The organism is Pseudomonas sp. 2957 (assembly GCF_031456345.1).
GTDB classification, from domain to species: domain Bacteria; phylum Pseudomonadota; class Gammaproteobacteria; order Pseudomonadales; family Pseudomonadaceae; genus Aquipseudomonas; species Aquipseudomonas siliginis.
On record NZ_JAVDUL010000004.1, the window covers coordinates 75,787 to 100,191 of the forward strand.

Sequence of the window (24,405 nt, forward strand, 5' to 3'; positions counted from 1 at the left end):
ACCCTGTGGGAGCTGGCTTGCCAGCGATGAGGGAAGCACATCCGAAATATCTGGTAGCTGACACACCGCCATCGCGGGCAAGCCCGCTCCCACAGGGATTGTGTTGGGCTTAAGGCCTTTGGGGGGCCAGTTTCTGGCCTTGCTCCACGGCCCAGGCCACAACCTTGGCCGTAAGGCGATCACTGGCCTGGCCAAACCCGGCGACCACCGCTGGCACCTGCACATCATTCAACGACTGGCGCTCTTCAAAACGGCGGCTGGCGAGGATGCGCTGGTCGTAACCACGCACCAGCAACGCATCAACCCGCACCACAACGCCGGCCTGGGTGCCCTGATATTCGGTCTGAAACGCCTGCAAACTGCCGCCCAGTTCCAGATCCGCCTGGAAGTTGCTGTCGTCGGTGCTCAGCAACGTCACTCTGCCGTCACGCTGGAATCCATCGAGCAGGCGATTGCGCAGCAGCACCGGCGCCGGATCACTCCAGCGCGAGCCTTTGTAGCTGCTGATCACATCGCCCTGCGGGATAACGGCAATGCTCGGCCGGTTCAGTGCTTCGCTGGCCTGCAATTTATTCAAGCGCAGCGACCACGACTGCGCCGCCGCCGGGCTGGCCGAGGCGGGCGCTTGCGCGGCGGGCAGGCGGTAGACATCCGAAGGTTCCGACTTGGGCAAGATCGAGCACGCGCCGATCAGGGTCAGGCCAGCGCCGAGCAGGGCGATTCGAGTCAGCTTCATGGGGTGAATTCCTTGTTCTTGTCGCTGCCCAGCAGGTAGCCGCTGGGGTTGGCCTCAAGGCGTTGGGAAATGGCGCGCAGCGAGGTCAGCGTCTCGCGCAGTTCGCGAATCGCCGGGGCCAGGCCGTTGAGGCCCTGCATGCCGTTATCCAGCGAATTCTGGTTTTTGCTGAGCAAGCCGTTGATGGTCACGCTGCTTTGCTCCAGCGACTTCATCGCCTGCTCGGCGCTGCCAAGGGCCTGTTTGCCCTGATCGTTGAGCAGGCCGTTGGCGTTGCGCATCAGCAGCGAGGTCTGCTCGAGCATGCTGCCAGCCTGTTTGCCGACGGTCGCCAGTTGCTGCATGGCTTGCTTGATGTCGCCGCGCTGGTCATTGATGGTGCCGGTGGTCTGTTCCAGATGGGCGAGGGTCTTGCTCACGCGCTCGACGTTTTCCGCGGAGAACATGTGGTTGGCGTTCTGCAGCAGGGCGCTGATGCCGGTCATCAAGTCGCTGCTGTCGTTGAGCAGACGCGAGATAGGCGAGGGCGAGGCGACCAGCGTTGGCAGCTTGCCGTCGTGCCCGCGCAATTTCGGGCTCTCGGGTGTGCCGCCGCTGAGCTGGATGATCGACGTGCCAGTAATACCGGTCAGTGCCAGCTTGGCCTGGGTGTCTTCTTTGACCGGCGTGTCGCCCGCCAGACGAATCCGCGCCAGCACCCGGCGCGGGTCCTGCGGGTCGAGGCGCAGGCTGACCACGTCACCGACCTTGATGCCGCTGTACTGCACCGAGCTGCCCTTGGACAGACCGCTGACCGCCTCGTTGAACACCACTTCGTAATCCTTGAACTCGGTGTCGACGCTGGATTTGACCAGAAACAGGCCGAAGAGCAGGGCGCCGGCCACGAGGATCACCGTGAACAGGCCGATCAACACATGATGGGCTCGGGTTTCCATATCAGACCTCGTTGAGCAGTTTGGCGGCGTCCAGCGCCGAGCGGCCGCGCGGGCCGTGGAAGTATTCGTGAATCCACGCGTCGGCGGTTTCCGAGACGACGTCGATAGGGCCGGCAACCAGCACTTTCTTCTGCGCCAGCACCGCCACGCGATCGGTGATGGTGTACAGCGTGTCGAGGTCGTGGGTCACCAGAAACACGCTCAGCCCCAAGGCATCGCGCAGGGTCAGGATCAATTGATCGAACTGCGCCGCGCCAATCGGATCAAGGCCGGCGGTGGGTTCGTCGAGAAACAGAATGTCCGGATCCAGCGCCAAGGCCCGCGCCAGCGCCGCACGCTTGATCATGCCGCCGGACAGCGACGCAGGGTATTTGTCCGCCGCCGACAACGGCAGCCCGGCCAGCGCCAGTTTCACCGCCGCCAGATGCTCGGCGTCGTGACGGCTGAGGCCGGCGTGTTCGATCAGGGGCAGGGCGACGTTCTCGGTCACGGTCAGCGACGAGAACAGCGCGCCCTTCTGGAACAGCACACCAAAGCGCCTTTCGATCAGCGAGCGCTCATGCTCGGGCAGATTCGGCAGGTTCTGGCCGAAGACCTTGACCATGCCCTCGCTGGGCCGATTCAGCCCGACGATGCTGCGCAGCAGCACCGATTTGCCGGTACCGGAGCCGCCAACCACGGCGAGGATCTCGCCCTTGTACACGTCCAGATCAAGGTTCTCGTGCACGCTCTGCGGGCCGAAGCGATTGCACAGGCCACGGACTTCGATCACCGCCTCCGAGGGCGCGCGGGGTAGACGACTCACCAGCCCATCTCCATGAAAAACAGCGCGGCCACCGCATCAAGCACGATCACCACGAAAATCGACTGGACCACGCTGGAGGTGGTGTGCGCGCCGACCGATTCGGCGCTGCCGCTGACCTTGAAACCTTCCAGGCAACCAATTGCCGCGATCAGGAAGGCGAAGATCGGCGCCTTCACCAGCCCGACCAGAAAATGCTGAATGCCGATGTCCGATTGCAGTAGCGAAAGGAACATTGCCGGCGAAATGTCCAGCGACACCGCACAGACCACACCGCCGCCGACGATCCCCGAGAGCATCGCCAGAAACGTCAGCATCGGCAGCGCCACCAGCAGCGCTAGCACACGCGGCACCACCAGCAATTCGATCGGGTCAAGGCCAAGGGTGCGGATCGCGTCGATTTCTTCGTTGGCCTTCATCGAGCCGATCTGCGCGGTGAATGCACTGGCGGTGCGCCCGGCCATCAGGATCGCCGTGAGCAACACGCCGAATTCGCGCAGGAACGAGAAGCCGACCAAGTCCACGGTGAAAATCGTCGCGCCGAAACTGGCCAGTACCGTGGCGCCAAGAAACGCCACCACCGCACCGACCAGAAACGTCAGCAAGGCCACGATCGGCGCAGCGTCGAGGCCGGTCTGCTCGATGTGCGCGATCATCGGCGTAATGCGCCAGCGCTTGGGCCGCAACAGACCACGGGCGATGACTTCGAGAATCAGGCCGACGAAGCCGAGCAGCTGCATCGTGTCTTTCCACACCGTATCCACTGCGCGGCCGATGCGCGTCAGCAGTTGCACGCTGACGCTGACTTCCGGCTCCTTGATCGGCACGCAGAAATCGCTCAGCGAGCAATACACGGTTTGCAGCAAGGCGCGATCAGCCGTCGAAAGGGTGCAATCGGGGTGTTCGGCGGTTTTGCCCAAGCGCTCGGAACCGAGCAGCTCGACCAGCAACGAGGCGCCGGCGGTGTCGAGGGCACCGAGGCCGTTCAGATCGATGGAAGTGTTGGCGTCGTACTGGCCGCGGAGCTTTTCGCTCAGATGCTTGAGCGCGGTGTAGTGGGCGAGCGTCCAGTCGCCGCTGACCCGCAGACGGGCAGGGCTGAGCGCGGTGTCCAGGTGGGCACTGCCGGGGGTTGGGCTGCTGGTCATAAGCTCCGTGCTTGTACGGCCGTTACGAGATCCTACGTAATAGCACGAACCGGATTACTTTTCTTTGGCCGGTGTGCTGTCGGTAATTGCGAAACGCAGCACGCCGATCAACTGGCCATCCTCGGTCAGCACCCGCACCTGCCACTTGCCCGCCGGGTTGCCGGGGAAATTCTGTTTGTGCGTCCACGCCCGGTAGCCTTCCTTGCGCCCGCCATGGATGTCGAGGGCGATGCGGTCGACCTCTTTGCCGTTGAAGGTCCACACGTGATAAATCCGCTCGTCGAGACCGCGCGGCGCGTTGATCGCAGTGTAGGCGTAGAGCCCGCCGCTGCGGATCTGCTCGGCACTGACGGTGTCGAGGCTGGCGCCGGGGGTGCGATCCTGCAATTGCGTGCTGATCGCTACGTCGGTCATCCACAGCGTTGCCGGCGGCACCCACGAACGCAGCGCCCAACCGACGCCGCCGATGCCGAAGGTAATGAACAGAATCGCCAGGGCATTGCGCACTGTGCGGATCGGGAAGATTGACGCCAGGCTCGGGAACGACAGCAGCACGGCAATTCCCAGCGCCCATTTGAAACTCTGCGCGGTGGTCAGGTGCATGATCACCGGCAACGCAGTGAGCAGTGCGGCGAACAGGGTCAGGGTGTGCAGCGCGAGAAACGCCCAGCGCCGTGGCGCCAGCCATTTGTAGTACAGCGGATCGACGATGGAGATCAGTGCGGCAACGCTGAGCAGCCCCGTGAAGACAAACTGGCCGCTGTTCCACGTAGTGGTGATGAAGAAGAATGGCAAAACGAAAAACAGGCTTTCCTGATGGATCATCTGCGTCGCGTAACGCAGCAGCGGCTGGGGAATTTCGCGTTTGAAGATCCGTGTGAACAGCCCGGTCAGGGTGTTTTCCAGCATCAGCCAGATCCAGCTGAGCAGCATGATCACCGTGATCCAGCTCGCCAGACCCTGTTGGCGATCGACGAGGATGAAACTGCCGACCCCGGAAATGAACCCACCCGCCGCGATCAACCCGGGGTAGCGCTTCATCAGCTCGAGAAGGCGCTGGATAAGGAGGGTCAGTTTTGGCATTTTGGCGGTTCACGACGATATGGGGAAAATCCCGGAAAGGTTAACGCCGCATGACCCCTGTGGCGAGGGGATTTATCCCCGATCGGCGGCGCAGCCGTCGTAGATCCTGCGAGCGAATTCTGTCTGGATATACCGAGCTGCCCTTATCGGGGCTGCTGCGCAGCCCATCGGGGATAAATCCCCTCGCCACAAGTGCTCACTCACCACAGGATTAATGGCTTCCAGCAATTTTGTGGCGACGATACACACGCCAGCCGATCAACATCAGCAGCACCAGACCGACGCCGCCTGCAGCCAGCCACAACACCTGATCATCACTGATCAACGGCTTCTCGATCCGGATATACCCCGGCTGCAACAGCAGCTCGCGCATGGCCTTGTTCGCCGCTTCCAGCGTCACCCCTTGCAGCTCGCGCGCGGGATTGGCAAAGCGGCCATCCTGATAGTCGGCCAGCGCGCTCCAGTAATAGTCCGCCAGTGCGCTGTTGCCCTGCACGGCCCAGGCCTGGTGGGCGATGGCGGCTTGCTTGATGCGGGCGAAGGTGCTCGGGTCGAGACCGTTTTGCAGCAGGTCGGCCTTGAGGTCTTCAAGCACCTGGATGGCTTCGTCGACGTCATCGCGATCCAGGTCAGCGTTGAGGCTCATGAAGCCGACACCGCCGAACACTTCGCGCTCGGCCCACGGTCCGTACGACAAGCCATGGTTGAGACGAATCTGCCGGTACAACGCCCAGTCGAGGTAATCCTTGAGAATGTCGAACGTCTGATCGTACTGATCGTCGAGCACCGGTTCCGGCACCAGCCAGTGCAGCTTGGCGCTGTCGCCGATAAAGCCACGGGTGAGGGTGCGTTCATGGGCAGCGCTGGTGCGGATGTCCGGCAGCGCCCGATGTTCGCTCGGCTCGACCGGCTCCAACTCACCCCAGGTACGCTCCAGATAGGCCGGCAGCAGTTTGTCGAGTTCGCCGACGACGATCAGGGTCATGTTGTTCGGCGCATACCAGGCCTTGCGCACCTTCTCCAATTGCTCCTGGGTCAGATGGCCGACCTCGGCGCGCTGCGGGCATTTCAGTCCCAGCTCGACAGCCAGTTGATTGCTCGCGGTATGACCGAGGTCCTGACGGTCGAGGAAACGTTGCAGCTTGGTGTAATGCCCGCCGTCCTCACGCTCGACCACTCGTTTCGCCGCGTTGATTGCGTTGTCGTCGATGCGTGTCTGGGTCAGCAGCGCGAGCAGCAGGTCGAGCACCTTGCGCTGATTTTTCGCCGGGGCTTCGATGACGAACGTGGTGTCGGCATTGCTGGTGAACGCATTCCAGTCCCCGCCCAGCGCCTGCATGCGTTCTTCCAGGCCGCCTTCGCCAGTGGCGTCGATACCGCTGAACAGCAGGTGTTCGAGCAAATGCGGCAGCTCTTTCTCGTCGCAGTCGAAGTCATCCAGGCCGACGCCGACCACCAGCCGGATCGCCACATGCCCACGCTCGGTGCCGGGTTTGAGCATAAGTTGCAAACCGTTGGGCAGCGCATAGCCTTCGACCTGAAACCGATCCAGGGCAAAAGCGGGCAGGGAACCGAGCAACAGACAGGCGAACAACAGGCAACGCATAACAGGCTTCCATACGGCTGATTTGGAGATCCGTGTCGTCAGTCAGGTCCCCATCGCTGGCAAGCCAGCTCCCACAAGGATCTGCGGCACTTACAAAACCCTGTGGGAGCTGGCTTGCCAGCGATGACGGTCTCAAGGCTGAACCACTGTAACTGACTGACCCCAGCCTCAGACGTTCAAGGCGAATGCGTAATGTCGGCCATGTCATCCACGGCCAGCGCGCCGGTGTCCGCCGTTTCCAGCACCACATAGGCGCTGCTGCAGAACAGCGAATTGAGCCGTTTCATGTCGGCGATCAACTCCAGATGCAGCGAGCTGGTCTCCAGGCTCTGAACGATCTTGCGTTGCAAACGGCTGACATGCGCATGGGCCAGACGCCGTTCCTGCGCACGAAAGCGGCGTTTCTCCCGTAACAACTGCCGCGCGCTTTCGCGGTCGCCGCTGAGAAACACCGACAGGCCCAGGCGCAGGTTGGCGATCAGTTGCTGTTGCAGCCCGGCAAGATCTTCCAGGCCTTCTTCGGAAAACGAACGACGCTGCGAAGTCTTCTGCTGCTGGATCTTGCGCAGCATGCGCTCGATCAGGTCTGCGGCGAGTTTCAGGTTGATCGCCAGTTCGATGATCTCGGCCCAGCGCCGACTGTCGTGCTCGCCGAGATCCTCGCGGGGCATCTGCGCCAGATACAGCTTGATCGCGCTGTACAGCGCTTCGATGTCGTCGGTCAGTCGGCGCATCTCCTGGGTGACGGCGGTCTGCTTGCCGCGCAACACATCGAGGGAGGCGTCGAGCATGTTGTCGAGCAGATCACCCATGCGCAGGGTTTCCCGCGCGGCATTGGCCAGCGCCAGGCTCGGCGTGACCAGCGCGGTCGGGTCGAGATGGCGTGGTTTGGCGGCGCCGTTGACCTCCGGCCGCTCGGGCAGCAGCCACGCACAAAGCCGCGCCATCGGCCCGACGCTCGGCAGCAGGATCAGGCAGCGCGCGGTGTTGTAGAGCAGGTGGAAGCCGATGACCATTTCCTGCGGGCTGAAATCAAGGCTGTCGATCCAGTGCACCAGCGGGTCGAGCACCGGGATGATCAGCAGCAAACCGATCAATTTGTACAACAGACTGCCCAGCGCAACCTGGCGGCCGGCGGCGTTCTGCATGCTGGTGCTCATGAAGGCAAGAATGCCGCTGCCGATATTGGCGCCGATCACCAGACCGATCGCCACCGGCAAGCTGATCACCGCAGCACCGGCCAATGTAGCGGTGAGCAGCACGGCGGCGAGGCTGGAGTAGGAAATCATCGCGAACAGGGCGCCAACCAGGGCGTCGAGGAGGATGTCGCCGGTCAGCGAGGCGAAAATCACCTTCACCCCCTGCGCATGAGTGATCGGCGCAGCGGCCTCGACGATCAATTGCAGGGCGAGAATGATCAGCCCCAGCCCGATCGACACCCGGCCCATCTGCCCGAGCCGCGTCTGTTTGCGCGACAGAAAGAAAATCACCCCGAGGAAAATCAGCAGCGGCGACAGCCATGACAGATCGAGGGTCAGCACCCGCGCCATCAACGCGGTACCGACGTCTGCGCCAAGCATGGTCGCCAGCGCCGGGGTCAGCGCCATCAGACCCTGACCGACAAACGAAGTGACCAGCATCGCCGTGGCGTTGCTGCTCTGCACCATGGCGGTGACGAGAATACCGGCGATGAACGCCAGCCATTTCTTCGACATGTTCTGGCCGATGACATGTCGCAGATTGGTGCCATAAACCCGCAGGATGCCGGTTCGGACGATGTGCGTGCCCCAGATCAACAGGGCGACGGCGGACAACAGATTGAGCAGGGTGAGCATGCAGACCCCCTGTAGTAGCAGCGCCCCAGAGGGGCAAGTGGAAGGCACCGCGCGGTTTCTACGTTCTTGATACTTAAGCTGTAGTTGGCTAACGGCCTCGGCGCCAGCATTGCACAGCTAAAGCGTGGATTGAAACAAAAGTGTCATGAGAAGCGCTTCATACACTCCCATTTAAATCAACGCCGTCTCCTGTGGGAGCGAGCCTGCTCGCGAAAGCGGTGGGCCAGCCAACATTGTTGTCGACTGGCACTCCGTCTTCGCGAGCAGGCTCGCTCCCACAGGGGTGTAGCGCGCTGCCGGGACTACCGGATTATTGGCCTGGAACATCCTTGCGCAGTTTCACCGGATCCTGCTGTTTCTTTTTCCGGGCCATCGCGCCGCGCAGTTTGATGTTGATAGCCTCAACCGCCAGCGAGAACGCCATGGCGAAGTAGACGTAGCCTTTTGGCACGTGCACGTCGAACGATTCGGCGATCAGCACGGTACCGACCACCAGCAGGAACGACAGCGCGAGCATTTTCAGCGACGGGTGCTTGTCGATGAATTCGCTGATCTTGCCCGACGCCAGCATCATCACCAGCACGGCCACAACGATCGCCGCAACCATCACCGGCACGTGGGAAACCATACCCACTGCAGTGATCACCGAATCCAGCGAGAAGACGATGTCGATGATCGCGATCTGGATGATGGTGTAAAGGAAGTTGCCACCCTTGCCACCCGGGGTTTCGTCGCTTTCGTCTTCGCCTTCCAGCGCGTGATACATCTCTTGCGAGCTCTTCCACAGCAGGAACAGGCCACCGAAGAACAGGATCAGGTCGCGGCCGGAAATGCCCTGACCGAACACCTCGAACAGGTCGGCAGTGAGGCGCATGACCCAGGTAATCGACAGCAGCAACAGGATCCGGGTGACCATGGCCAGGCCAAGACCGAAGATCCGCGTGCGCTGCTGCATGTGTTTCGGCATGCGGCTGACCAGGATCGAAATCATGATGATGTTATCGATACCGAGGACGATTTCCAGGGCGGTCAGGGTAAAAAAGGCAACCCAGATTTCGGGGTTGGTCAGCCAATCCATGTGTATTCCTTTGAGCGAGTGTTAAACCGAAACAGGTCCGGGCTTCAAACCGCGAAGCCGGGACCCGTAACGGTGAGTCTTGGGCTTATAGAGTGCTGAACAGCGGGAAAGTCCCCAACAGCAGTGCAGCAATCAGAATGCAGATACACACCAGGATCGCCCATTTCAAGGTGAAACGCTGGTGATCACCGAAATCGATGCCGGCCAGCGCCACCAACAGATAGGTCGACGGCACCAACGGGCTCAGCAAGTGGACGGGCTGGCCGACGATCGAGGCACGGGCCATTTCCACCGCAGTGATCCCATAGTGGCTGGCCGCTTCGGTCAGCACCGGCAATACACCGTAATAGAACGCATCGTTGGACATGAAGAAGGTGAACGGCATGCTCACCAGCGCCGTAATCACCGCCAGGTACGGGCCGAGGAATTCCGGAATCACCGCCAACAGGCTCTTCGACATCGCATCGACCATGCCGGTGCCCGACAGGATACCGGTGAAGATACCGGCCGCAAAGATCAGCCCGACCACTGCCAGCACGCTGCCGGAATGCGCGGCGACGCGATCCTTCTGCATTTGCAGGCATGGGTAGTTGACGATCATCGCAATACTGAACGCCACCATGAACAGCACCGGCAGCGGCAACAGGCCGCCGATCAGCGTGCACATCAGGCCGAAAGTCAGTGCGGCATTGAACCAGATCAGCTTCGGACGGCGTGCGTCGGGGAATTGCGAGACGCTGATTTCACTGTGATCGATCTCATCGCCAACCAGGTGCAGCTCGCCGAGGCGGGCACGTTCACGCTTGCCGTAGAAGTAGGCAATCACCAGGATCGCCAAGACACCGGCGGCCATGGCCGGGATCATCGGTACGAAAATGTCCGAAGGATCCACATGCAGGGCACTCGCCGCGCGGGCGGTCGGGCCGCCCCACGGGGTCATGTTCATTACGCCACCGGCGAGGATGATCAGACCGGCCATGATTCGCGGGCTCATGCCGATGCGGCTGTACAGCGGCAGCATCGCAGCCACGCAGATCATGTAAGTGGTCGCGCCGTCACCATCGAGGGAAACGACGAGCGCCAGAACGGCGGTACCGACCGAAACTTTCAGCGGGTCGCCCTTGACCAGTTTGAGGATCTTGCGCACGGCCGGGTCGAACAGGCCGGAGTCGATCATCAGGGCGAAATACAGAATGGCGAACATCAACATCACGCCGGTCGGCGCCAGTTTGGTGATGCCTTCAAGCATCATCGGGCCGATCTTCGGCGCGAAACCACCGAACAGGGCGAACAGGATCGGGATGATGATCAGGGCGATCAGCGCGGACAGGCGCTTGGTCATGATCAGGAACATGAACGTGATGACCATGGCGAAGCCAAGGAAAGTCAGCATGGGAATACTCCAGGCGTAGCGCGGCTAGTTGAATGAGCGGATCGGGCGGGATCAGCGCAGAACGGGAGGCGCGAGGCGTACGGGCGGAGTGACCAGCAGGAAGCGGGAGAAACGGCGGGTTGCAGAAGACATCAGAATCACCATTGTTGTTGTTAATTGGGCCGGGCCTGTGGAAAAAACACAGGGCTTGGGCCAACCGGTCTGTTGCCGGGAGTGGGGCGATCCTAATCGGGGAAGCTTTCAGCTACCTTTCGCGACCGAAAGCGATGAATGAATGGTCAACCGGCGGTCGGATGCAGCGACAGCCAATGAATACGGGACGACAAGCGATACGAGGGAACGGATAGACAACGCTGGCTGGCAGTCTGGACATATTCGTTATCAGTTCAGTCCAAGCACCTGGTTAAAAAATCGACAGATCCAGCGGCCGCACCGCGCCCATCCAGATCGCGTGTTCGGTGTGGTCGAGCAGGTCATCGCCAGTGTCCGGATGCAGGAACACCACCAACCCCTTGCGGTTAAGCGCCAGCCACGGCAGCACCTCGCCGATCAGCTCGGGACCGAAAGCCAGTTGGCAGCTCCAGTCGGGGTGCGGCCCCACCGGGCGTTCGTGCACGCGGCCCATTTTCAGCGCAAACAACTGCGCGGCCTGTTCGCACAAGGCCCGCGCCTGGTCGGTGGTTTGCGCGTCGAAATAGACATGGGCGTGATAGCCCTTGATCCCTTGCATCGTGTCGCCTCTCAATCGGTTCGAACCCTTGGCTGTTTCCACCGTCACAGGTCATATAGGACAACTATAAGGAAAACAGCCATGAAAAATGCCGAGACCCCAGTGGTCAAAGTGGTGCTTTATGGTGCCATGGCCAGCCTGGGCGGTGCATTGATGGCTGAATTGCTGCGTCGCCAACACGAAGTCATCGCCATTCTCGACGATCTCACCGCACTCGCGCCGCGTCCGGGGTTGCGCACCAAGACCGGCGATCTATTCGATGCCGAGCGGGTCAATCAGAGCGTCGCCGGCAGTTCGGCGGTGATCTGCCTGCTCGATGCTCCGGGGTTGCCGTTCAGCAGCGATCATGTCGAACGCTCGGTAACGCTGGGGCCGGTCGAACAGGTACTGGCAGTCGACGCGCTGGTCGAAGGTTTGCAACTGGCCAGCGTGCCGCGCCTGTTTCTGGTCGGCAACTTCGGTGTGCTCGACGAGCCTGACAATGACGAGCGTCTGCAGCGTCACGCCGCCGAAGAAATCCTTGAGGCGGTACAAAGCAGCTCAATGCGCTGGACCTTGGTCAATGCGCCCCATGGCGTGGCCGGATTGACCATCGAGCACTTCAGTCAGGTCGGCGGCAATCTCGAACCGGGATTGGCCGAACCGCTGGAACGCTTGAACCGTGTCGCGGTGGGGATTGCCGATGAACTGCGGTTGAACCTGCATGTGGGGCAGCATGTGAATTTTGTGGCGGCTTCTGATTCGTAAAAGATCGGACGATCTTTTGCTCTTCACACCGCAATCGAGGGCAGGGCCAGACCGTTAAGCGATTCGGCACTGCTGGCCTGTTCCGCCATTAACCAATCAACAAAATCCTGAATCAACGCACCCCGACGCTTGCGTTGCGGCAACACCACGTAATACCCCAGCCGCGACAGCGTGGTTTCCGCCAGCGGCCGGCACAGCAAACCCTGCACCAGCAAGTTATCCACAAGGTGCCGCCAGCCAATCGCCACGCCTTGTCCGCCGATCGCCGCCTGAATCAGCAAGGTGTAATTGTCGAAGCGCAATTGCCCCGGCGCTGGCGGCGTAGTCAGGCCCAACTGACGAAACAAGCCACTCCAGTCGAACCAGTTGCTGCTGTTTTCCCCACGCAGATGCAACAGCGGAAATTCCAGCAGAGCCTGCGCGGGCAATGGCAGTGAACGCTCCTTGAGCAGCAGCGGGCTGCACACCGGGAATACTTCTTCGCTGAACAGCCAGTGGCTCTCACCCTGCTTGAATCGACCATCGCCAAACAGGATCGCCACGTCGATGTCGGTGCGCAGCATGTTGTGGTTGCGCTCGCTGGTGACCAGGCTGACATCAATGTGCGGATTGGCCTCATGGAAGCGATGCAGGCGCGGCATCAGCCAATAAGCGGCGAAAGCGAAATCCGTGGCCACTTGCAGCACTTCATGTTGCTGCTGAGTGCTGATTGCGCTTAATCCTGCGTCGATATTCTGCAAACCGAGGGCAACTTGCTCGAAAAGCAGGCTGCCCACCTCAGTCAATTCGATGCCCCGGTAGATCCGGTCGAACAGGCGCGTACCGAGCTGCTCTTCCAGACGTTTCATTTGCTGGCTGATCGCCGGCTGCGTGGTGCCAAGCTCCACCGCAGCAGCGGTAAAACTGCGATGGCGGGCCGCCGCTTCAAAGGTGCGCAGCAGATCGAGGGAGAGGTCACCGAGGGCGTCATACATAAGCTGTACTTATCCTAGTCATTGTCCGGCGCGGGCTTTACCGGAACAGGCATGGAATCCATGCTCGATCGCAGCACTCTCGCATAAATATTCAACATGGAATGACGCGATCACATGAAGCGCAAGAACATTCTTTTCATCATGGCCGATCAAATGGCCGCGCCAATGTTGCCGTTCTACGGCCCATCGCCGATCAAACTGCCGAATCTGTCCCGCCTCGCCGCCCAAGGCGTGGTGTTCGATGCTGCCTATTGCAACAGCCCGCTGTGCGCGCCGTCGCGCTTCACCCTGGTCAGTGGCCAGTTGCCGAGCAAGATCGGCGCCTACGACAACGCCGCTGATTTCCCTGCCGACATTCCGACTTACGCGCATTACCTGCGGCGTCTCGGCTACCGCACCGCGCTGTCGGGCAAGATGCACTTCTGCGGGCCGGACCAGTTGCACGGTTATGAAGAACGCCTGACCAGCGATATCTATCCGGCCGATTACGGTTGGGCGGTGAACTGGGACGAGCCGGACGTGCGGCCGAGCTGGTATCACAATATGTCTTCGGTACTGCAGGCCGGGCCGTGCGTGCGCACCAATCAGCTGGATTTCGACGAAGAGGTGGTGTTCAAGGCGCAGCAATATCTGTTCGATCACATCCGCGAGGACGGCGACCAGCCGTTCTGCCTGACTGTGTCGATGACCCACCCGCACGACCCGTACACGATTCCCAAGGCGTTCTGGGATCTGTATGACGATGCTGATATCCCGTTGCCTACAGCTTTGAACCAGGGCGAACTCGATCCGCACTCGCAACGTCTGCTCAAGGTTTACGACCTGTGGGACAAGCCGCTGCCTGTGGATAAGATCCGCGATGCCCGTCGCGCCTACTTCGGCGCTTGCAGCTATATCGACGCCAATGTCGGCAAACTGCTGCAAACCCTTGAGGAAACCGGGCTGATCGATGACACCGTCATCGTCTTCTCCGGTGACCATGGCGACATGCTCGGCGAGAAAGGCCTCTGGTACAAAATGCACTGGTTCGAGATGGCTGCTCGAGTGCCGCTGCTGATCAGCGCCCCGGGACAATTCGAGGCCGGCCGGGTCAGCGCCGCCGTTTCCACCGCCGACCTGCTGCCGACCTTCGTGGATCTGGCCGGTGGCACGCTTGAGCCGGGCCTGCCACTGGACGGCCGTTCCTTGCTGCCGCACCTGCAAGGGCAGGGCGGGCATGACGAGGTGTTCGGCGAATACATGGCCGAAGGCACTGTCAGCCCGCTGATGATGATTCGCCGGGGCGCCTACAAATTTATCTACAGCGAAAGCGACCCGTGCCTACTCTTCGATGTGGATAACGATCCGCGCGAAGAAGAAGAGCTGAGCCAATCGCCGCAACATCGTCCGCTGTTCGAAGACTTTCTCGCCGAAGCGCGGGCCAAGTGGGACATTCCGGCGATCCATCGGGACGTACTGGCCAGCCAGCGCCGACGCCGTTTCGTCGCCGATGCGTTAACCATCGGCAAGTTGAAGAGCTGGGATCACCAGCCGCTGGTCGATGCCAGTCAGCAGTACATGCGCAACCACATCGACCTTGATGATCTGGAGCGCAAGGCCCGTTATCCACAACCCTGCCAAAACCAAAAATGTTAAGGGGAAGTCCATGCGCAAGTTATCCACAGCTGTCACTGTCGGCCTGATCGCATTGAGCAGCGCCTCGGCGTTCGCCGAGCAAAGCTGCGAGACCGTGAAGATGGCCGATCCCGGCTGGAGCGACATCGCCGCAACCAATGCCATCACCGGGTTTCTGCTGGACGGCATGGGCTATAAGGCGAAAGTCGACACCCTTGCGGTGCCGATCACCTTCGGCGGCTTGAAGGATGGCCAGGTTGACGTGTTCCTCGGCAACTGGATGCCGGCGCAGCAGGGCTTCTATGACAAGTTCGTCGCCACCGGCGATGTGACGCAATTGGCCAAGAACCTGGAAGGCACCGAATTCACTCTCGCCGTCCCCGACTATGTCTGGGAGGCAGGCGTGCATGATTTTGCCGACCTGAACAAATTCGCCGACAAGTTCGACAAGAAGATCTACGGCATCGGCTCAGGCGCGCCGGCGAACATTTCGCTGCAGGAGATCATCAAGAAGAACGACTTCAACATGGGCCAGTGGAAGCTGATCGAGTCCAGCGAACAGGCGATGCTCGCCGAAGTGTCGCGGGCGGTGAAGAAACAGAAATTCGTCACCTTCCTCGGCTGGACCCCGCACCCGATGAACGTGCAGCTGAAAATGCGTTACCTCAAGGGCGGCGAAAAATACTTCGGCGACACCGGCAGCGTATTCACCCTGACCCGTAAGGGCTACGCCGAGGCCTGCCCTAATGTGGGTAAATTGCTGACCAATCTGGCGTTCACCCAGGACATGGAGAACAGCATCATGGCCGAGGTGGTGAACAAGAAGGTCAGCAATGCCGAAGCGGCGAAGGCGTGGATCAAGGCCAATCCGGCGGTGCTGGACAAGTGGCTGGATGGCGTGAAGACCGTGGATGGCAAGGATGCGTTGGTGGCGGTGAAGGCCAAGCTTTGATCTCAGGGTTGCTGGAATAGCGTTCGGCTGGAGATTTTTTCCCCCTCACCCCAGCCCTCTCCCCCAAGGGGGCGAGGGGGAAAGGGAGCCGATCGCTGTTGAATCGAAACTTGCGTTCAACGCCGAAATCGCAGGTCGGTGAATCTTCAACAAACAGCTCGGTCAGTCCCCTCTCCCTCAGGGAGAGGGCTAGGGTGAGGGGCTTTTACACCTGACACCCTGATAACCTTGAACAAAACCCCAACCGCGAGGACCCATGGCCTTCCCCAGCCGCCATTCACTTTTTCCTTTCCTGAGCTGGTTGCCACGGCAAACCCGCGCCAGCGTCGGGCGGGACCTGATCGTCGGCCTCAGCGGTGCGATTCTCGCCTTGCCCCAGTCGATTGCCTACGCGCTGATTGCCGGACTGCCACCGGAATACGGCCTGTATGCGGCGATCATCCCGGTGTTGATCGCCTGCCTGTGGGGGTCGTCATGGCATCTGATCTGCGGCCCGACGGCGGCGATTTCGATTGTCCTGTACGCCAGCGTCAGCCCGCTCGCGGTGCCGGCGTCCGAGGACTACATCACTCTGATCCTGCTGCTGACGTTCCTTGCGGGGATTTTCCAGTGGTTGCTCGGCTTGCTGCGCTTTGGCGCACTGGTGAATTTCGTTTCGCATTCGGTGGTGCTCGGCTTCACCCTCGGCGCCGCCGTGGTGATCGCCATCGGGCAATTGCCCAATCTGCTCGGGCTGGAATTGCCGGCCAACACCACGGCGCTCGCCAGCCTGATGGATCTGCTGCGACATCTGGGGGCTGTGGATAAGCCCTCGCTGATGCTCGGCGTCGCTACAGTGATCGTCGGCGTGGCCCTGAAAAAACTCCTGCCGCGCTGGCCGACGCTGTTGATCACGCTGGTGCTGGCCAGTCTGCTGGTGTGGATCTGGCCAGCGATGTTCGGCCATGTGCATCTGGTCAGCGCTTTCGTCGGACGCCTGCCGCCGCTGAGCGCCTTGCCGCTGGATCTGGAGGTGATCCTGCGCCTGCTGCCAAGCGCGGTGGCAGTGGGCATGCTCGGGCTGGTCACCAGCCTGTCGATTGCCCGCTCGATTTCGGCGCGCTCGCAACAGTTGCTCGATGCCAATCAGGAAGTCCGCGCACAGGGTTTGTCGAACATCGTCGGTGCGTTCTTTTCCGGGTCGCTCTCAGCCGGATCGTTTACCCGTTCGGGATTGAGTTATGAGGCGGGTGCCTGCTCGCCACTGGCCGGAGTGTTTTCGGCGATCTGGGTGGCGCTGTTCGCGGTGTTCGGCGCAGGGCTGATCGCGCACATTCCGATCCCGTCCATGGCCGGCAGCATCCTGTTGATTGCCTGGGGTCTGGTCGACCACCGGGGCATTCGCGCCTTGCTGCGGGTCAGCCGCGCCGAGTTCGTGGTGATGGCCCTGACCTGTCTCGCGACCTTGCTGCTGGAATTGCAGACGGCGATTTACGCCGGGGTGCTGGCGTCGCTGTTTTTCTACCTCAAGCGCACCTCACAACCACGGGTACAGCATTGGCGCGACGGTGACGACGATGTGTTGCGCGTGGGTGGTTCGATCTTCTTCGGCGCCAGCCATTACCTGCAAGTGCGCCTGCAACGCCTGCATGGCGCACGGGTGGTGATCGAGGCGCAGCAGATCAACTTCATCGATTATTCGGGGGTGGAGATGCTGCATCAGGAAGCGCGACGCCTGCTGGGCCAGGGTCGCAGCCTGACCCTGCGCCGGGCGCGGTCGCCGGTCGTGGAGGAGTTGAGGAAGCTGGAGGGGGCGGAGAAGTGCCCAATCAGGTTTGAGGATTGATCTGATATCGCGGTGGTGATGCGATTCGCGAGCAGGCTCGCTCCCACATTGATCGTATTTCAATGTGGGAGCAAAGCTTAAAGGGCCAGTTGGCGGCGCAGTTCGGCGAGTACCGGCGCGGTATCCGGGCGTACGCCACGCCACAGCCAGAACGCCTCGGCTGCCTGTTCGGCGAGCATGCCCAGACCATCCATCGCCAGCGCCGCGCCGCGCTCAGTGGCCCAGCGGCAGAACGCGGTCGGTTCCTTGCCGTACATCATGTCGTAGCACAGCGTCTGGCCTGGCTCGATCAGGCTTGGCGCAATCGGCGGCACGTCACCCGTCAGGCTGGCGGAGGTGGCGTTGATGATCACGTCCACCGGTTCGCGCAGCCAGTCGAAACCACTGGCCGACACCGGCCCGAGGTCGCAGAACAACTCGGCCAGCAGTTCAGCCTTGTCCACGGTGCGATTGGCGATGATCACCGAGGCCGGCTTCTCCGCCAGCAATGGCTCCAGCGCACCGCGCACCGCGCCGCCAGCGCCGAGCAAAAGGATGCGCTTACCGGTCAGGCTGAACCCGGCATTCACCGTCAGATCGCGGACCAGGCCTGCGCCATCGGTGTTGTCGCCGAGCAGTGAGCCATCGTCCATTTTGCTCAAGGTGTTCACCGCACCGGCGCGCTGCGCGCGGGCGGTCAGGCTGTTAGCCAGACGGTAGGCGTCTTCCTTGAACGGCACCGTCACATTGGCGCCGCGCCCTTCGCGAAAGAACGCCTTGGCGCAGCCGACAAAATCATCCAGCGGCGCCAGCAGCGTGCTGTAGTCGAGGCGCTGGCCGGTCTGTTCGGCGAACAACTGGTGAATCATCGGCGACTTGCTGTGGCCGATCGGATTACCGAAAACGACGTAACGATCCATCACCCGTCCTCAGGCCTCGGCCAGCCAGTCGCGATCCTGCAGGAAATAATCGGTCAGGCGCGCTTCTGCGCTGCCCGGCTCGGCCTTCCAGTCATAGCCCCAGCGCACTTGCGGTGGCAGCGACATCAGAATCGATTCAGTGCGGCCACCCGATTGCAGACCGAACAGCGTGCCACGGTCGTAAACCAGGTTGAATTCGACGTAGCGGCCTCGGCGGAATTCCTGGAATTCGCGCTGCTGGGCAGTGAAGGCGTCGTTCTTGCGCCGTTGCACGATCGGCAGGTAGGCCTCGATATAGGCATCGCCGATGGCGCGCATGAAGGCGAAACTGGTGTCGAAATCCCACTCGTTCAGATCGTCGAAGAACAGACCGCCAATGCCCCGTGGCTCATGACGATGCTTGATATGGAAATAGGTGTCGCACCAGGCCTTGTAACGCGGATAGACGTCCGCACCGAACGGCGCACAGGCTTGCTCGGCGACGCGGTGCCAGTGGATGCAATCTTCCTCAACGCCGTAATACGGGGTCAGGTCGAAACCGCCGCCAAACCACCAGACCGGTTCTTCGCCTTCTTTTTCAGCAATGAAAAAACGCACGTTGGCGTGGGAGGTCGGCACATGCGGGTTGTGCGGGTGGATCACCAGCGACACGCCGAGCGCCTCGAAACCACGCCCGGCCAGTTCCGGCCGATGGGCGCTGGCCGAGGGCGGCAGGCCGCTGCCGAACACGTGGGAAAAATTGACGCCGCCCTTTTCGATCAGCGTGCCGTTTTCCAGCACGCGGGTGCGCCCGCCACCGCCCGCCGGCCGGGTCCAGGCGTCTTCGACGAAGCATTTGCCGCCGTCTTCGGTTTCCAGTGCAGCGCAGATGCGGTCTTGCAGATCGAGCAGATAGGCCTTTACGGCGTCGGTGCGGGTCGTCATGGCTTCACCTTGAATCGGGCGGCGCCCCGGCAGGCGGGCGGCGCAAATGGGCGCGTAGCATACCATCGCAGACCGGCGCGCCGCAGTTGACGAAGATCAAGCAGGGGAGTTGGATAGAGGGCTTAGCAACGACCCAAGGAGAGCAGACAGATGGCAAAGCGTATCCAGTTCCGCGCCCACGGCGGTCCCGAAGTGCTCGAATATGTAGACTACGAACCCGCTGCGCCCGGGCCGAATCAGGTGCGCGTGGCCAATCAGGCAATCGGCCTGAACTTCATCGACACCTATTACCGCAGCGGCCTCTATGCACCGCCCGCGTTGCCGTTCGGCCTGGGTTCGGAAGGCGCCGGCACGGTCGATGCGGTGGGCAGCGAAGTCACCCGTTTCAAGGTCGGCGATCGCGTGGCATACGGCAGCGGCCCGCTCGGCGCCTATAGCCAGCTGCATGTTCTGCCGCAGGACAATCTGGTGCATCTGCCCGATGAAATCAGTTTCGAAACTGCCGCCGGGGTCATGCTCAAGGGTCTGACCGTGCAATACCTGCTGCGCCAGACCTACCAACTGCAGGGCGGCGAAACCATTCTGTTCCACGCCGCAGCCGGTGGCGTCGGCTCTCTGGCCTGCCAATGGGCCAAAGCGCTGGGCGTGAAGCTGATCGGCACCGTCAGCTCGAAGGAGAAAGCCGAACTGGCCAAGGCCAACGGCGCCTGGGCCACCATCGACTACAGCCATGAAAACGTTGCCGAGCGCGTGCTGGCGCTGACTGACGGCAAGAAAGTCCCGGTGGTGTATGACGGCGTCGGCAAGGACACCTGGCTCACGTCCCTGGACAGCGTGGCACCACGTGGCCTTGTAGTGAGTTTCGGCAATGCTTCGGGCGCAGTCGACGGCGTCAACCTGGGCATTCTTGCCGCGAAGGGCTCGTTGTACGTCACCCGGCCTACGCTGGCGACCTACGCCAACAACGCCGAGAACCTGCAGCGCATGGCCGACGAGCTGTTCGAGATGATCATCAGCGGCAAGCTGAAGGTCGACATCAGCCAGCGCCATGCATTGGCCGATGCGGCAAAAGCACAAACCGAACTGTCGGCACGGCGCACTACCGGTTCCACGATTCTGTTGCCATAACGCTTCAAGTTGATACTCGGTGAACTCTTCCATGAGTTCGCCGAGTATCTTTCAGCTATATCAAGTACATCTTCCGGTGAAGCTTCTTCGCCGCTGGCCTACGACCGGAAAACTTCCTGCGCAACTTCTTCGACTCGTATACAAGCCATTTCTCTGCCCACTCTTCGATTATTGGCGGATCAATACTGACGGTTGTGAACATCACGATACTCCGGCTGATGCACGTTCATGTTCACTGGCTGATCCAGGGCCATCAGAATTTGCCGCCATTCGGCGGACAACAGCCAATAATCGCCCCGGGCACGCTGCTCGATATGCATGGCGTGCGAAGCGATCGGTGTCAGGCCGAAGCGCTGAAACAGTTGCCGCTGTGGCGATCTGCACAAGGCCGTCACCCCCTGATATCCGCGATCGATCGCCCATTCGGCGGCGGTGGCGAGCAAGCCATTGATCGACACCGGCCGGTGCTGCTGGGAATGGGTAATCAAGCGACTGAATTCGACATGCCGCGCCAATGCCACAGTGGGAGACACATGATGCTGCGCCAGTGAGGCCCATTCGAACGGCGCCGGGGTTGCCCGCAGCACTGCAATGAGTTGATCTCGCTGGTAGAGCAGGAAGTGCGTACTGCGCGAGGTGATCGCCAAGCGGGTTTCCAGCGCCCGGGCTCTGGAGGTGAGCATGTAATGCTGCAATCGCAGGCGAAACTGCCGACCAATGAAACGCTCGAATTCTCCGGCGTCCGACCCCGCCTCAAGAATGGCCACTCGATAGTCGGCCTGTTGATTCTTGAGTGTCTCCTGAAAGCCCTGCAGATAATCCTTGAGGTGTAAATCCGTAATATCCATTACTTCTCCGCAGCCATTAACATTTCGAATGTTGTATCAAGCACATTGAAAGAATGGATGCTTTTGAAAATCTCGCCACTGCACGCGTTCTGATAATCGCGTGGGAAAACTTACAGATATTGCAGAGTCGAAGATCCGTCTGACGCATGCAAGAACAATGGCAACGGATAAGTTTTAAACGAGTGCAGGAATAAACTGCAGGCATGCGCAGAACTCCTCGTCGATAGCGCCGAGGAGTCCGCAAAAAAATAAAAAGAATGGCGTCAGTCAGGACGAACGACGTTACCGGTGGCCAGGTCGCGGATCACGCTGGGATTCTTGCGCCCGCCAAGGCTGCCGCCGAGCACCAGATCGACCTGCCCACGGAAATACTGCTCGATGCGCAAACGCGTGCGCGCGGGCGGTCGCCCCTGTGGATTGGCTGATGTCGAGATCAGCGGCCCGACCAGCGAGCACAAGTCGCGCACCTGCGGGTGATCGCTGACTCGCAGCGCCACGGTGTCATGCACGCCTGTGACCCATTCCGGCAACAGGTTCTGGTGCGGCACCAGCCAGGTGTTCGGCCCCGGCCAGGTGCTGGCCATGCGGTCGATCCAGTCCTGCGGGAAGTCCTCGAAGAGGAAATCGAACTGGCGGATATTGTCGGCGACCAGGATCAGCCCTTTGCTCACCGAGCGATTCTTGATCGCCAGCAAGCGGTCCACTGCGTCTTCGTTCCACGGGTCGCAACCCAGCCCCCAGACGGCTTCGGTTGGATAGGCAATCACCGCGCCGGCGCGAACTTCCCGCGCGGCTTGTTGCACACGCCAACTGTTGACCATGAAAAAACTCTCCACAAACAGGTTTCGCGCAGTTTACCGATCTTCATCGTAAAACCTAGCTTGACCGCGCCAACCAGCGACCGTTTTCGCATACCGCACGGCCTTCGATTTCCAGCTCGGTCAACGTTGCCAGCACTTTCGGCAACGCCCAGCCACAGCTCGCGGCCAACGCCTCGCTGGTGTGCGGCGCCGCGTGCAGCAGCGTCAGCAACGGGTGATCAGCCTGCGGCGGCGCTGTGGATAGCAACGGTTGCTGCCAGCCGCGCAGCGCTTCGAGGATATGTTCGATAGTCTCCACCAACACCGCCCCGTCGCGAATCAACTGATGACAACCGCGCGCGCCGGGGTGATGGATAGAGCCCGGAATGGCATAAACCTCGCGCCCTTGCTCTGCCGCCAGCCGCGCGGTAATCAACGAACCGCTGGCAACACTGGCCTCGACCACCAGCACGCCAAGGGATAACCCGCTGATGATGCGATTACGCCGGGGGAAGTTGCTCGCGGTTGGCCCGGCGTCCAGCGGAAACTCCGAGAGCACCGCGCTGCCCGACGCAATCATCGCCTCAGCCAGGCGTTTATTGCGCTGTGGATAAAAATTCTCCAGGCCCGTGCCAAGCACCCCCACGGTCAACCCGCCAACGTCCAGAGCAGCCTGATGGGCAGCGGCATCGATGCCCAGCGCCAGACCACTGGTGATGACAAAACCGGCCCCGGCCAGACTGCGAGAAAACGCCGCCGCCGTGTCCATGCCCGGGCGCGAAGCGCGGCGGCTGCCGACCATCGCCAGTTGCGGTTTTTCCAGAATCGACGGATCGCCGGCGACGAATAACAGTGGCGGCGGGTCAGGAATCTGCGCCAGCAACGCTGGATAGTCCGCCTGGTCCCACATCAGCAAATGTTGACCGGGGCGCTCTAGCCAGCGCATTGCGTGGCTGGCGCCGTCGCGCACCGTCGGACAACGCCGTGCCTCGGCGCACGCCGCCGGCAACCCCAGCGAGCGCCAGGCACTGGCCGGCGCGCTGAGGGCTTTGGACGCCGAGCCGAAGGCTTCGAGCAGTTTGGCAAAACGCTTGGGGCCGATATCCGGCATGCGGTGCAGGCGCAGACGCGCCTCCAGTTCCGCCGGGGAAATGGCTGTACTGACAGACAACATGAATGGATCATCCTTGATCGTTCTGTGCTCCGAACCATTCGGAACAAGTTGTGGATAACTCTGTTGGTAACTTGTTAAGCAAGCTTACGGATTTCGCACCTTGTCGAGCACCGCCAGCGAGCGTGAAGCATTGAGGACCAGGCCGTAACTGAGTTTGTCGTAGGTGCGGAACACCATCAGCAGGCCGGCGCGTTCATCGGGAATCTTCAACGGCTGGCCAGTGATCCGGTCGCGCACCGTTTCGCCGGTTTTCATCACCGCCAGGACATTGCCTTCGGCCAGACCGTCACGTTTGCCTTTGTTCAGGGTAACCACGTCCATCACACCGATCTGCGTGACGCCGCGTGGCACGTCGATGATCAGGCCGTCGATGGAACGCTTCGGCGCGCTGGGCATGAACGTTGAATTGATCGAACGTTCTTCACCGCCGAACAAGCGGTCACCGAGGCGCACTTCCTGGGTGGTGCGTTGCAAGGCGAGAGTGGCGACGTCGCCTTCGGTGGCAACAACCTCGCCGCCGCCGATATCGTCGGCGTTGATGCCGAGGAATTCCTTGGTCTGCGGGTCGGTGTAGACCTTGCCCTGGCGGAAGATGCCGTACACCGGCTGCTCCGGATCGAAATGGCCACGGGCGAAGATGCGATCGCCTGTACCGCTGAGCACCCGTTCGGCATCGCCGGCGACGATATACGGCGCCTTGTCGAAGTCTTCGGCCTTGTCGACGATGCGATTGCTCAGCAGAAAACTGTTGATCGATTTCAGCGGAATGCTCGGAATCGCCTCGGCCACCGGGCTGGTGCGAATCCGTGGCGAGAGTTTGATGGTGCCGCGCGACTCGCCACGATGGACGGTCAGTTGCGGCTGGCCGTTGACGTAGCTGAGGGTCAGCGTGTCGCCGGGATAGATCAGGTTGGGGTTTTCGATCTGCGGGTTGGCCCGCCACAGTTGTGGCCACTGCCACGGCTCGCGCAGGTATTTGCCGGAAATGTCCCAGAGCGTGTCCCCGGAAACCACCGTGTATTGCTGTGGAAAACCATCCTTGAGTTGCACTTGCCCTTGCGCGGCGCCGGCCGAAGCCAGGAGCAGCAGGGCGAGTAGTGTTTTCCTCATGCAGTGAATCCCTTTATCATGTGCGTTCGCGTGAATCGTCAGAGCCCCCGTGGCTCGCTTCTGT

At 61.2% G+C, this 24,405-nt stretch carries 22 protein-coding genes; 5 read left to right on the forward strand and 17 right to left on the reverse strand.

Annotated features, from left to right (window positions below; all coding sequences use genetic code 11):
• Positions 1 to 109: 109 nt before the first annotated feature.
• The 10 genes from J2Y39_RS15045 to J2Y39_RS15090 all read right to left on the reverse strand — a co-directional run bounded on the left by J2Y39_RS15045 (position 110) and on the right by J2Y39_RS15090 (position 11,346).
• Positions 110 to 736, reverse strand: coding sequence for an ABC-type transport auxiliary lipoprotein family protein (locus J2Y39_RS15045; protein ID WP_310218509.1), 627 nt, complete (start codon positions 734 to 736; stop codon positions 110 to 112).
• Entirely contained in the window at positions 733 to 1,671 is a 939-nt protein-coding gene (locus J2Y39_RS15050; protein ID WP_310218512.1) for an MlaD family protein, read from the reverse strand. The genes J2Y39_RS15045 and J2Y39_RS15050 overlap by 4 nt, the downstream gene beginning before the upstream one ends.
• Position 1,672: 1 nt before the next feature.
• The gene (locus J2Y39_RS15055) at positions 1,673 to 2,476 is read right to left on the reverse strand and encodes an ABC transporter ATP-binding protein (protein WP_071173945.1); all 804 of its coding nucleotides are present in this window, start codon (positions 2,474 to 2,476) and stop codon (positions 1,673 to 1,675) included.
• A complete protein-coding gene (locus J2Y39_RS15060; RefSeq protein WP_305381897.1) occupies positions 2,473 to 3,621 on the reverse strand; it encodes an ABC transporter permease in 1,149 nt (382 codons plus the stop codon). The genes J2Y39_RS15055 and J2Y39_RS15060 overlap by 4 nt, the downstream gene beginning before the upstream one ends.
• 54 nt (positions 3,622 to 3,675) lie before the next feature.
• Positions 3,676 to 4,704, reverse strand: coding sequence for a DUF5924 family protein (locus tag J2Y39_RS15065; RefSeq protein ID WP_041476494.1), 1,029 nt, complete (start codon positions 4,702 to 4,704; stop codon positions 3,676 to 3,678).
• 211 nt (positions 4,705 to 4,915) lie between these two features.
• Positions 4,916 to 6,310, reverse strand: a complete 1,395-nt coding sequence (locus J2Y39_RS15070; RefSeq protein WP_310218518.1) for an insulinase family protein — start codon at positions 6,308 to 6,310, stop codon at positions 4,916 to 4,918.
• A gap of 176 nt (positions 6,311 to 6,486) precedes the next feature.
• Positions 6,487 to 8,145 (reverse strand): Na/Pi cotransporter family protein, encoded by a 1,659-nt coding sequence (locus tag J2Y39_RS15075; RefSeq protein WP_056791186.1) that lies wholly within the window; start codon positions 8,143 to 8,145, stop codon positions 6,487 to 6,489.
• A 310-nt stretch (positions 8,146 to 8,455) separates the two neighbouring features.
• Positions 8,456 to 9,223 (reverse strand): TerC family protein, encoded by a 768-nt coding sequence (locus J2Y39_RS15080; RefSeq protein ID WP_310218523.1) that lies wholly within the window; start codon positions 9,221 to 9,223, stop codon positions 8,456 to 8,458.
• 85 nt (positions 9,224 to 9,308) lie between these two features.
• Positions 9,309 to 10,616 (reverse strand): CitMHS family transporter, encoded by a 1,308-nt coding sequence (locus tag J2Y39_RS15085; RefSeq protein ID WP_056791180.1) that lies wholly within the window; start codon positions 10,614 to 10,616, stop codon positions 9,309 to 9,311.
• A 403-nt stretch (positions 10,617 to 11,019) separates the two neighbouring features.
• The gene (locus J2Y39_RS15090) at positions 11,020 to 11,346 is read right to left on the reverse strand and encodes a DOPA 4,5-dioxygenase family protein (RefSeq protein ID WP_310218525.1); all 327 of its coding nucleotides are present in this window, start codon (positions 11,344 to 11,346) and stop codon (positions 11,020 to 11,022) included.
• 81 nt (positions 11,347 to 11,427) lie between these two features.
• On the opposite strand from J2Y39_RS15090, the gene J2Y39_RS15095 reads away from it, so the two are divergent.
• Positions 11,428 to 12,093 (forward strand): NAD(P)H-binding protein, encoded by a 666-nt coding sequence (locus J2Y39_RS15095; RefSeq protein WP_310218528.1) that lies wholly within the window; start codon positions 11,428 to 11,430, stop codon positions 12,091 to 12,093.
• Positions 12,094 to 12,116: 23 nt separating this feature from the next.
• Here J2Y39_RS15095 and J2Y39_RS15100 read toward each other — a convergent pair whose 3' ends face one another.
• Positions 12,117 to 13,067, reverse strand: a complete 951-nt coding sequence (locus tag J2Y39_RS15100; RefSeq protein WP_310218531.1) for a choline sulfate utilization transcriptional regulator — start codon at positions 13,065 to 13,067, stop codon at positions 12,117 to 12,119.
• A gap of 114 nt (positions 13,068 to 13,181) precedes the next feature.
• On the opposite strand from J2Y39_RS15100, the gene betC reads away from it, so the two are divergent.
• From betC to J2Y39_RS15115, 3 genes are all read left to right on the forward strand, one after another.
• Positions 13,182 to 14,702: a choline-sulfatase gene (gene betC, locus J2Y39_RS15105; RefSeq protein ID WP_310218534.1), complete on the forward strand. Its 1,521-nt coding sequence runs from the start codon at positions 13,182 to 13,184 to the stop codon at positions 14,700 to 14,702.
• Between the two features lie 10 nt (positions 14,703 to 14,712).
• Positions 14,713 to 15,633, forward strand: a complete 921-nt coding sequence (choX, locus tag J2Y39_RS15110; protein ID WP_056791166.1) for a choline ABC transporter substrate-binding protein — start codon at positions 14,713 to 14,715, stop codon at positions 15,631 to 15,633.
• 256 nt (positions 15,634 to 15,889) lie between these two features.
• Positions 15,890 to 17,458 (forward strand): SulP family inorganic anion transporter, encoded by a 1,569-nt coding sequence (locus tag J2Y39_RS15115; protein WP_310218537.1) that lies wholly within the window; start codon positions 15,890 to 15,892, stop codon positions 17,456 to 17,458.
• A gap of 77 nt (positions 17,459 to 17,535) precedes the next feature.
• Here J2Y39_RS15115 and aroE read toward each other — a convergent pair whose 3' ends face one another.
• Together aroE and hemF are read right to left on the reverse strand one after the other, a co-directional pair.
• The gene (gene aroE / locus J2Y39_RS15120) at positions 17,536 to 18,357 is read right to left on the reverse strand and encodes a shikimate dehydrogenase (RefSeq protein ID WP_310218538.1); all 822 of its coding nucleotides are present in this window, start codon (positions 18,355 to 18,357) and stop codon (positions 17,536 to 17,538) included.
• 9 nt (positions 18,358 to 18,366) lie between these two features.
• Positions 18,367 to 19,281 (reverse strand): oxygen-dependent coproporphyrinogen oxidase, encoded by a 915-nt coding sequence (hemF, locus tag J2Y39_RS15125; RefSeq protein WP_024014963.1) that lies wholly within the window; start codon positions 19,279 to 19,281, stop codon positions 18,367 to 18,369.
• A gap of 150 nt (positions 19,282 to 19,431) precedes the next feature.
• Here hemF and J2Y39_RS15130 point away from each other — a divergent pair, with 150 nt between their 5' ends.
• Positions 19,432 to 20,409 carry a quinone oxidoreductase gene (locus tag J2Y39_RS15130; protein WP_310218540.1) on the forward strand — a complete coding sequence of 326 codons (978 nt, stop codon included), beginning with the start codon at positions 19,432 to 19,434 and terminating at the stop codon, positions 20,407 to 20,409.
• A gap of 179 nt (positions 20,410 to 20,588) precedes the next feature.
• Here J2Y39_RS15130 and J2Y39_RS15135 read toward each other — a convergent pair whose 3' ends face one another.
• The 4 genes from J2Y39_RS15135 to J2Y39_RS15150 form a co-directional block, all read right to left on the reverse strand.
• Positions 20,589 to 21,257: a hypothetical protein gene (locus tag J2Y39_RS15135; protein ID WP_052392118.1), complete on the reverse strand. Its 669-nt coding sequence runs from the start codon at positions 21,255 to 21,257 to the stop codon at positions 20,589 to 20,591.
• 263 nt (positions 21,258 to 21,520) lie between these two features.
• Positions 21,521 to 22,078 (reverse strand): L-threonylcarbamoyladenylate synthase, encoded by a 558-nt coding sequence (locus J2Y39_RS15140; protein WP_039757175.1) that lies wholly within the window; start codon positions 22,076 to 22,078, stop codon positions 21,521 to 21,523.
• A 55-nt stretch (positions 22,079 to 22,133) separates the two neighbouring features.
• Positions 22,134 to 23,231 carry a DNA-processing protein DprA gene (gene dprA, locus J2Y39_RS15145; RefSeq protein ID WP_236167870.1) on the reverse strand — a complete coding sequence of 366 codons (1,098 nt, stop codon included), beginning with the start codon at positions 23,229 to 23,231 and terminating at the stop codon, positions 22,134 to 22,136.
• Positions 23,232 to 23,315: 84 nt separating this feature from the next.
• The gene (locus tag J2Y39_RS15150; RefSeq protein ID WP_056791148.1) at positions 23,316 to 24,341 is read right to left on the reverse strand and encodes a LysM peptidoglycan-binding domain-containing protein; all 1,026 of its coding nucleotides are present in this window, start codon (positions 24,339 to 24,341) and stop codon (positions 23,316 to 23,318) included.
• Positions 24,342 to 24,405: the final 64 nt, after the last annotated feature.

Coding starts and splice junctions, on each gene's coding strand:
- J2Y39_RS15045 (WP_310218509.1), bottom strand. CDS start 736: ATGAAGCTGACTCGAATCGCCCTGCTCGGCGCTGGCCTGACCCTGATC.
- J2Y39_RS15050 (WP_310218512.1), bottom strand. CDS start 1,671: ATGGAAACCCGAGCCCATCATGTGTTGATCGGCCTGTTCACGGTGATC.
- J2Y39_RS15060 (WP_305381897.1), bottom strand. CDS start 3,621: ATGACCAGCAGCCCAACCCCCGGCAGTGCCCACCTGGACACCGCGCTC.
- J2Y39_RS15065 (WP_041476494.1), bottom strand. CDS start 4,704: ATGCCAAAACTGACCCTCCTTATCCAGCGCCTTCTCGAGCTGATGAAG.
- J2Y39_RS15070 (WP_310218518.1), bottom strand. CDS start 6,310: ATGCGTTGCCTGTTGTTCGCCTGTCTGTTGCTCGGTTCCCTGCCCGCT.
- J2Y39_RS15075 (WP_056791186.1), bottom strand. CDS start 8,145: ATGCTCACCCTGCTCAATCTGTTGTCCGCCGTCGCCCTGTTGATCTGG.
- J2Y39_RS15080 (WP_310218523.1), bottom strand. CDS start 9,223: ATGGATTGGCTGACCAACCCCGAAATCTGGGTTGCCTTTTTTACCCTG.
- J2Y39_RS15085 (WP_056791180.1), bottom strand. CDS start 10,616: ATGCTGACTTTCCTTGGCTTCGCCATGGTCATCACGTTCATGTTCCTG.
- J2Y39_RS15090 (WP_310218525.1), bottom strand. CDS start 11,346: ATGCAAGGGATCAAGGGCTATCACGCCCATGTCTATTTCGACGCGCAA.
- J2Y39_RS15095 (WP_310218528.1), top strand. CDS start 11,428: ATGAAAAATGCCGAGACCCCAGTGGTCAAAGTGGTGCTTTATGGTGCC.
- J2Y39_RS15100 (WP_310218531.1), bottom strand. CDS start 13,067: ATGTATGACGCCCTCGGTGACCTCTCCCTCGATCTGCTGCGCACCTTT.
- betC (WP_310218534.1), top strand. CDS start 13,182: ATGAAGCGCAAGAACATTCTTTTCATCATGGCCGATCAAATGGCCGCG.
- choX (WP_056791166.1), top strand. CDS start 14,713: ATGCGCAAGTTATCCACAGCTGTCACTGTCGGCCTGATCGCATTGAGC.
- J2Y39_RS15115 (WP_310218537.1), top strand. CDS start 15,890: ATGGCCTTCCCCAGCCGCCATTCACTTTTTCCTTTCCTGAGCTGGTTG.
- aroE (WP_310218538.1), bottom strand. CDS start 18,357: ATGGATCGTTACGTCGTTTTCGGTAATCCGATCGGCCACAGCAAGTCG.
- hemF (WP_024014963.1), bottom strand. CDS start 19,281: ATGACGACCCGCACCGACGCCGTAAAGGCCTATCTGCTCGATCTGCAA.
- J2Y39_RS15130 (WP_310218540.1), top strand. CDS start 19,432: ATGGCAAAGCGTATCCAGTTCCGCGCCCACGGCGGTCCCGAAGTGCTC.
- J2Y39_RS15135 (WP_052392118.1), bottom strand. CDS start 21,257: ATGGATATTACGGATTTACACCTCAAGGATTATCTGCAGGGCTTTCAG.
- J2Y39_RS15140 (WP_039757175.1), bottom strand. CDS start 22,078: ATGGTCAACAGTTGGCGTGTGCAACAAGCCGCGCGGGAAGTTCGCGCC.
- dprA (WP_236167870.1), bottom strand. CDS start 23,231: ATGTTGTCTGTCAGTACAGCCATTTCCCCGGCGGAACTGGAGGCGCGT.
- J2Y39_RS15150 (WP_056791148.1), bottom strand. CDS start 24,341: ATGAGGAAAACACTACTCGCCCTGCTGCTCCTGGCTTCGGCCGGCGCC.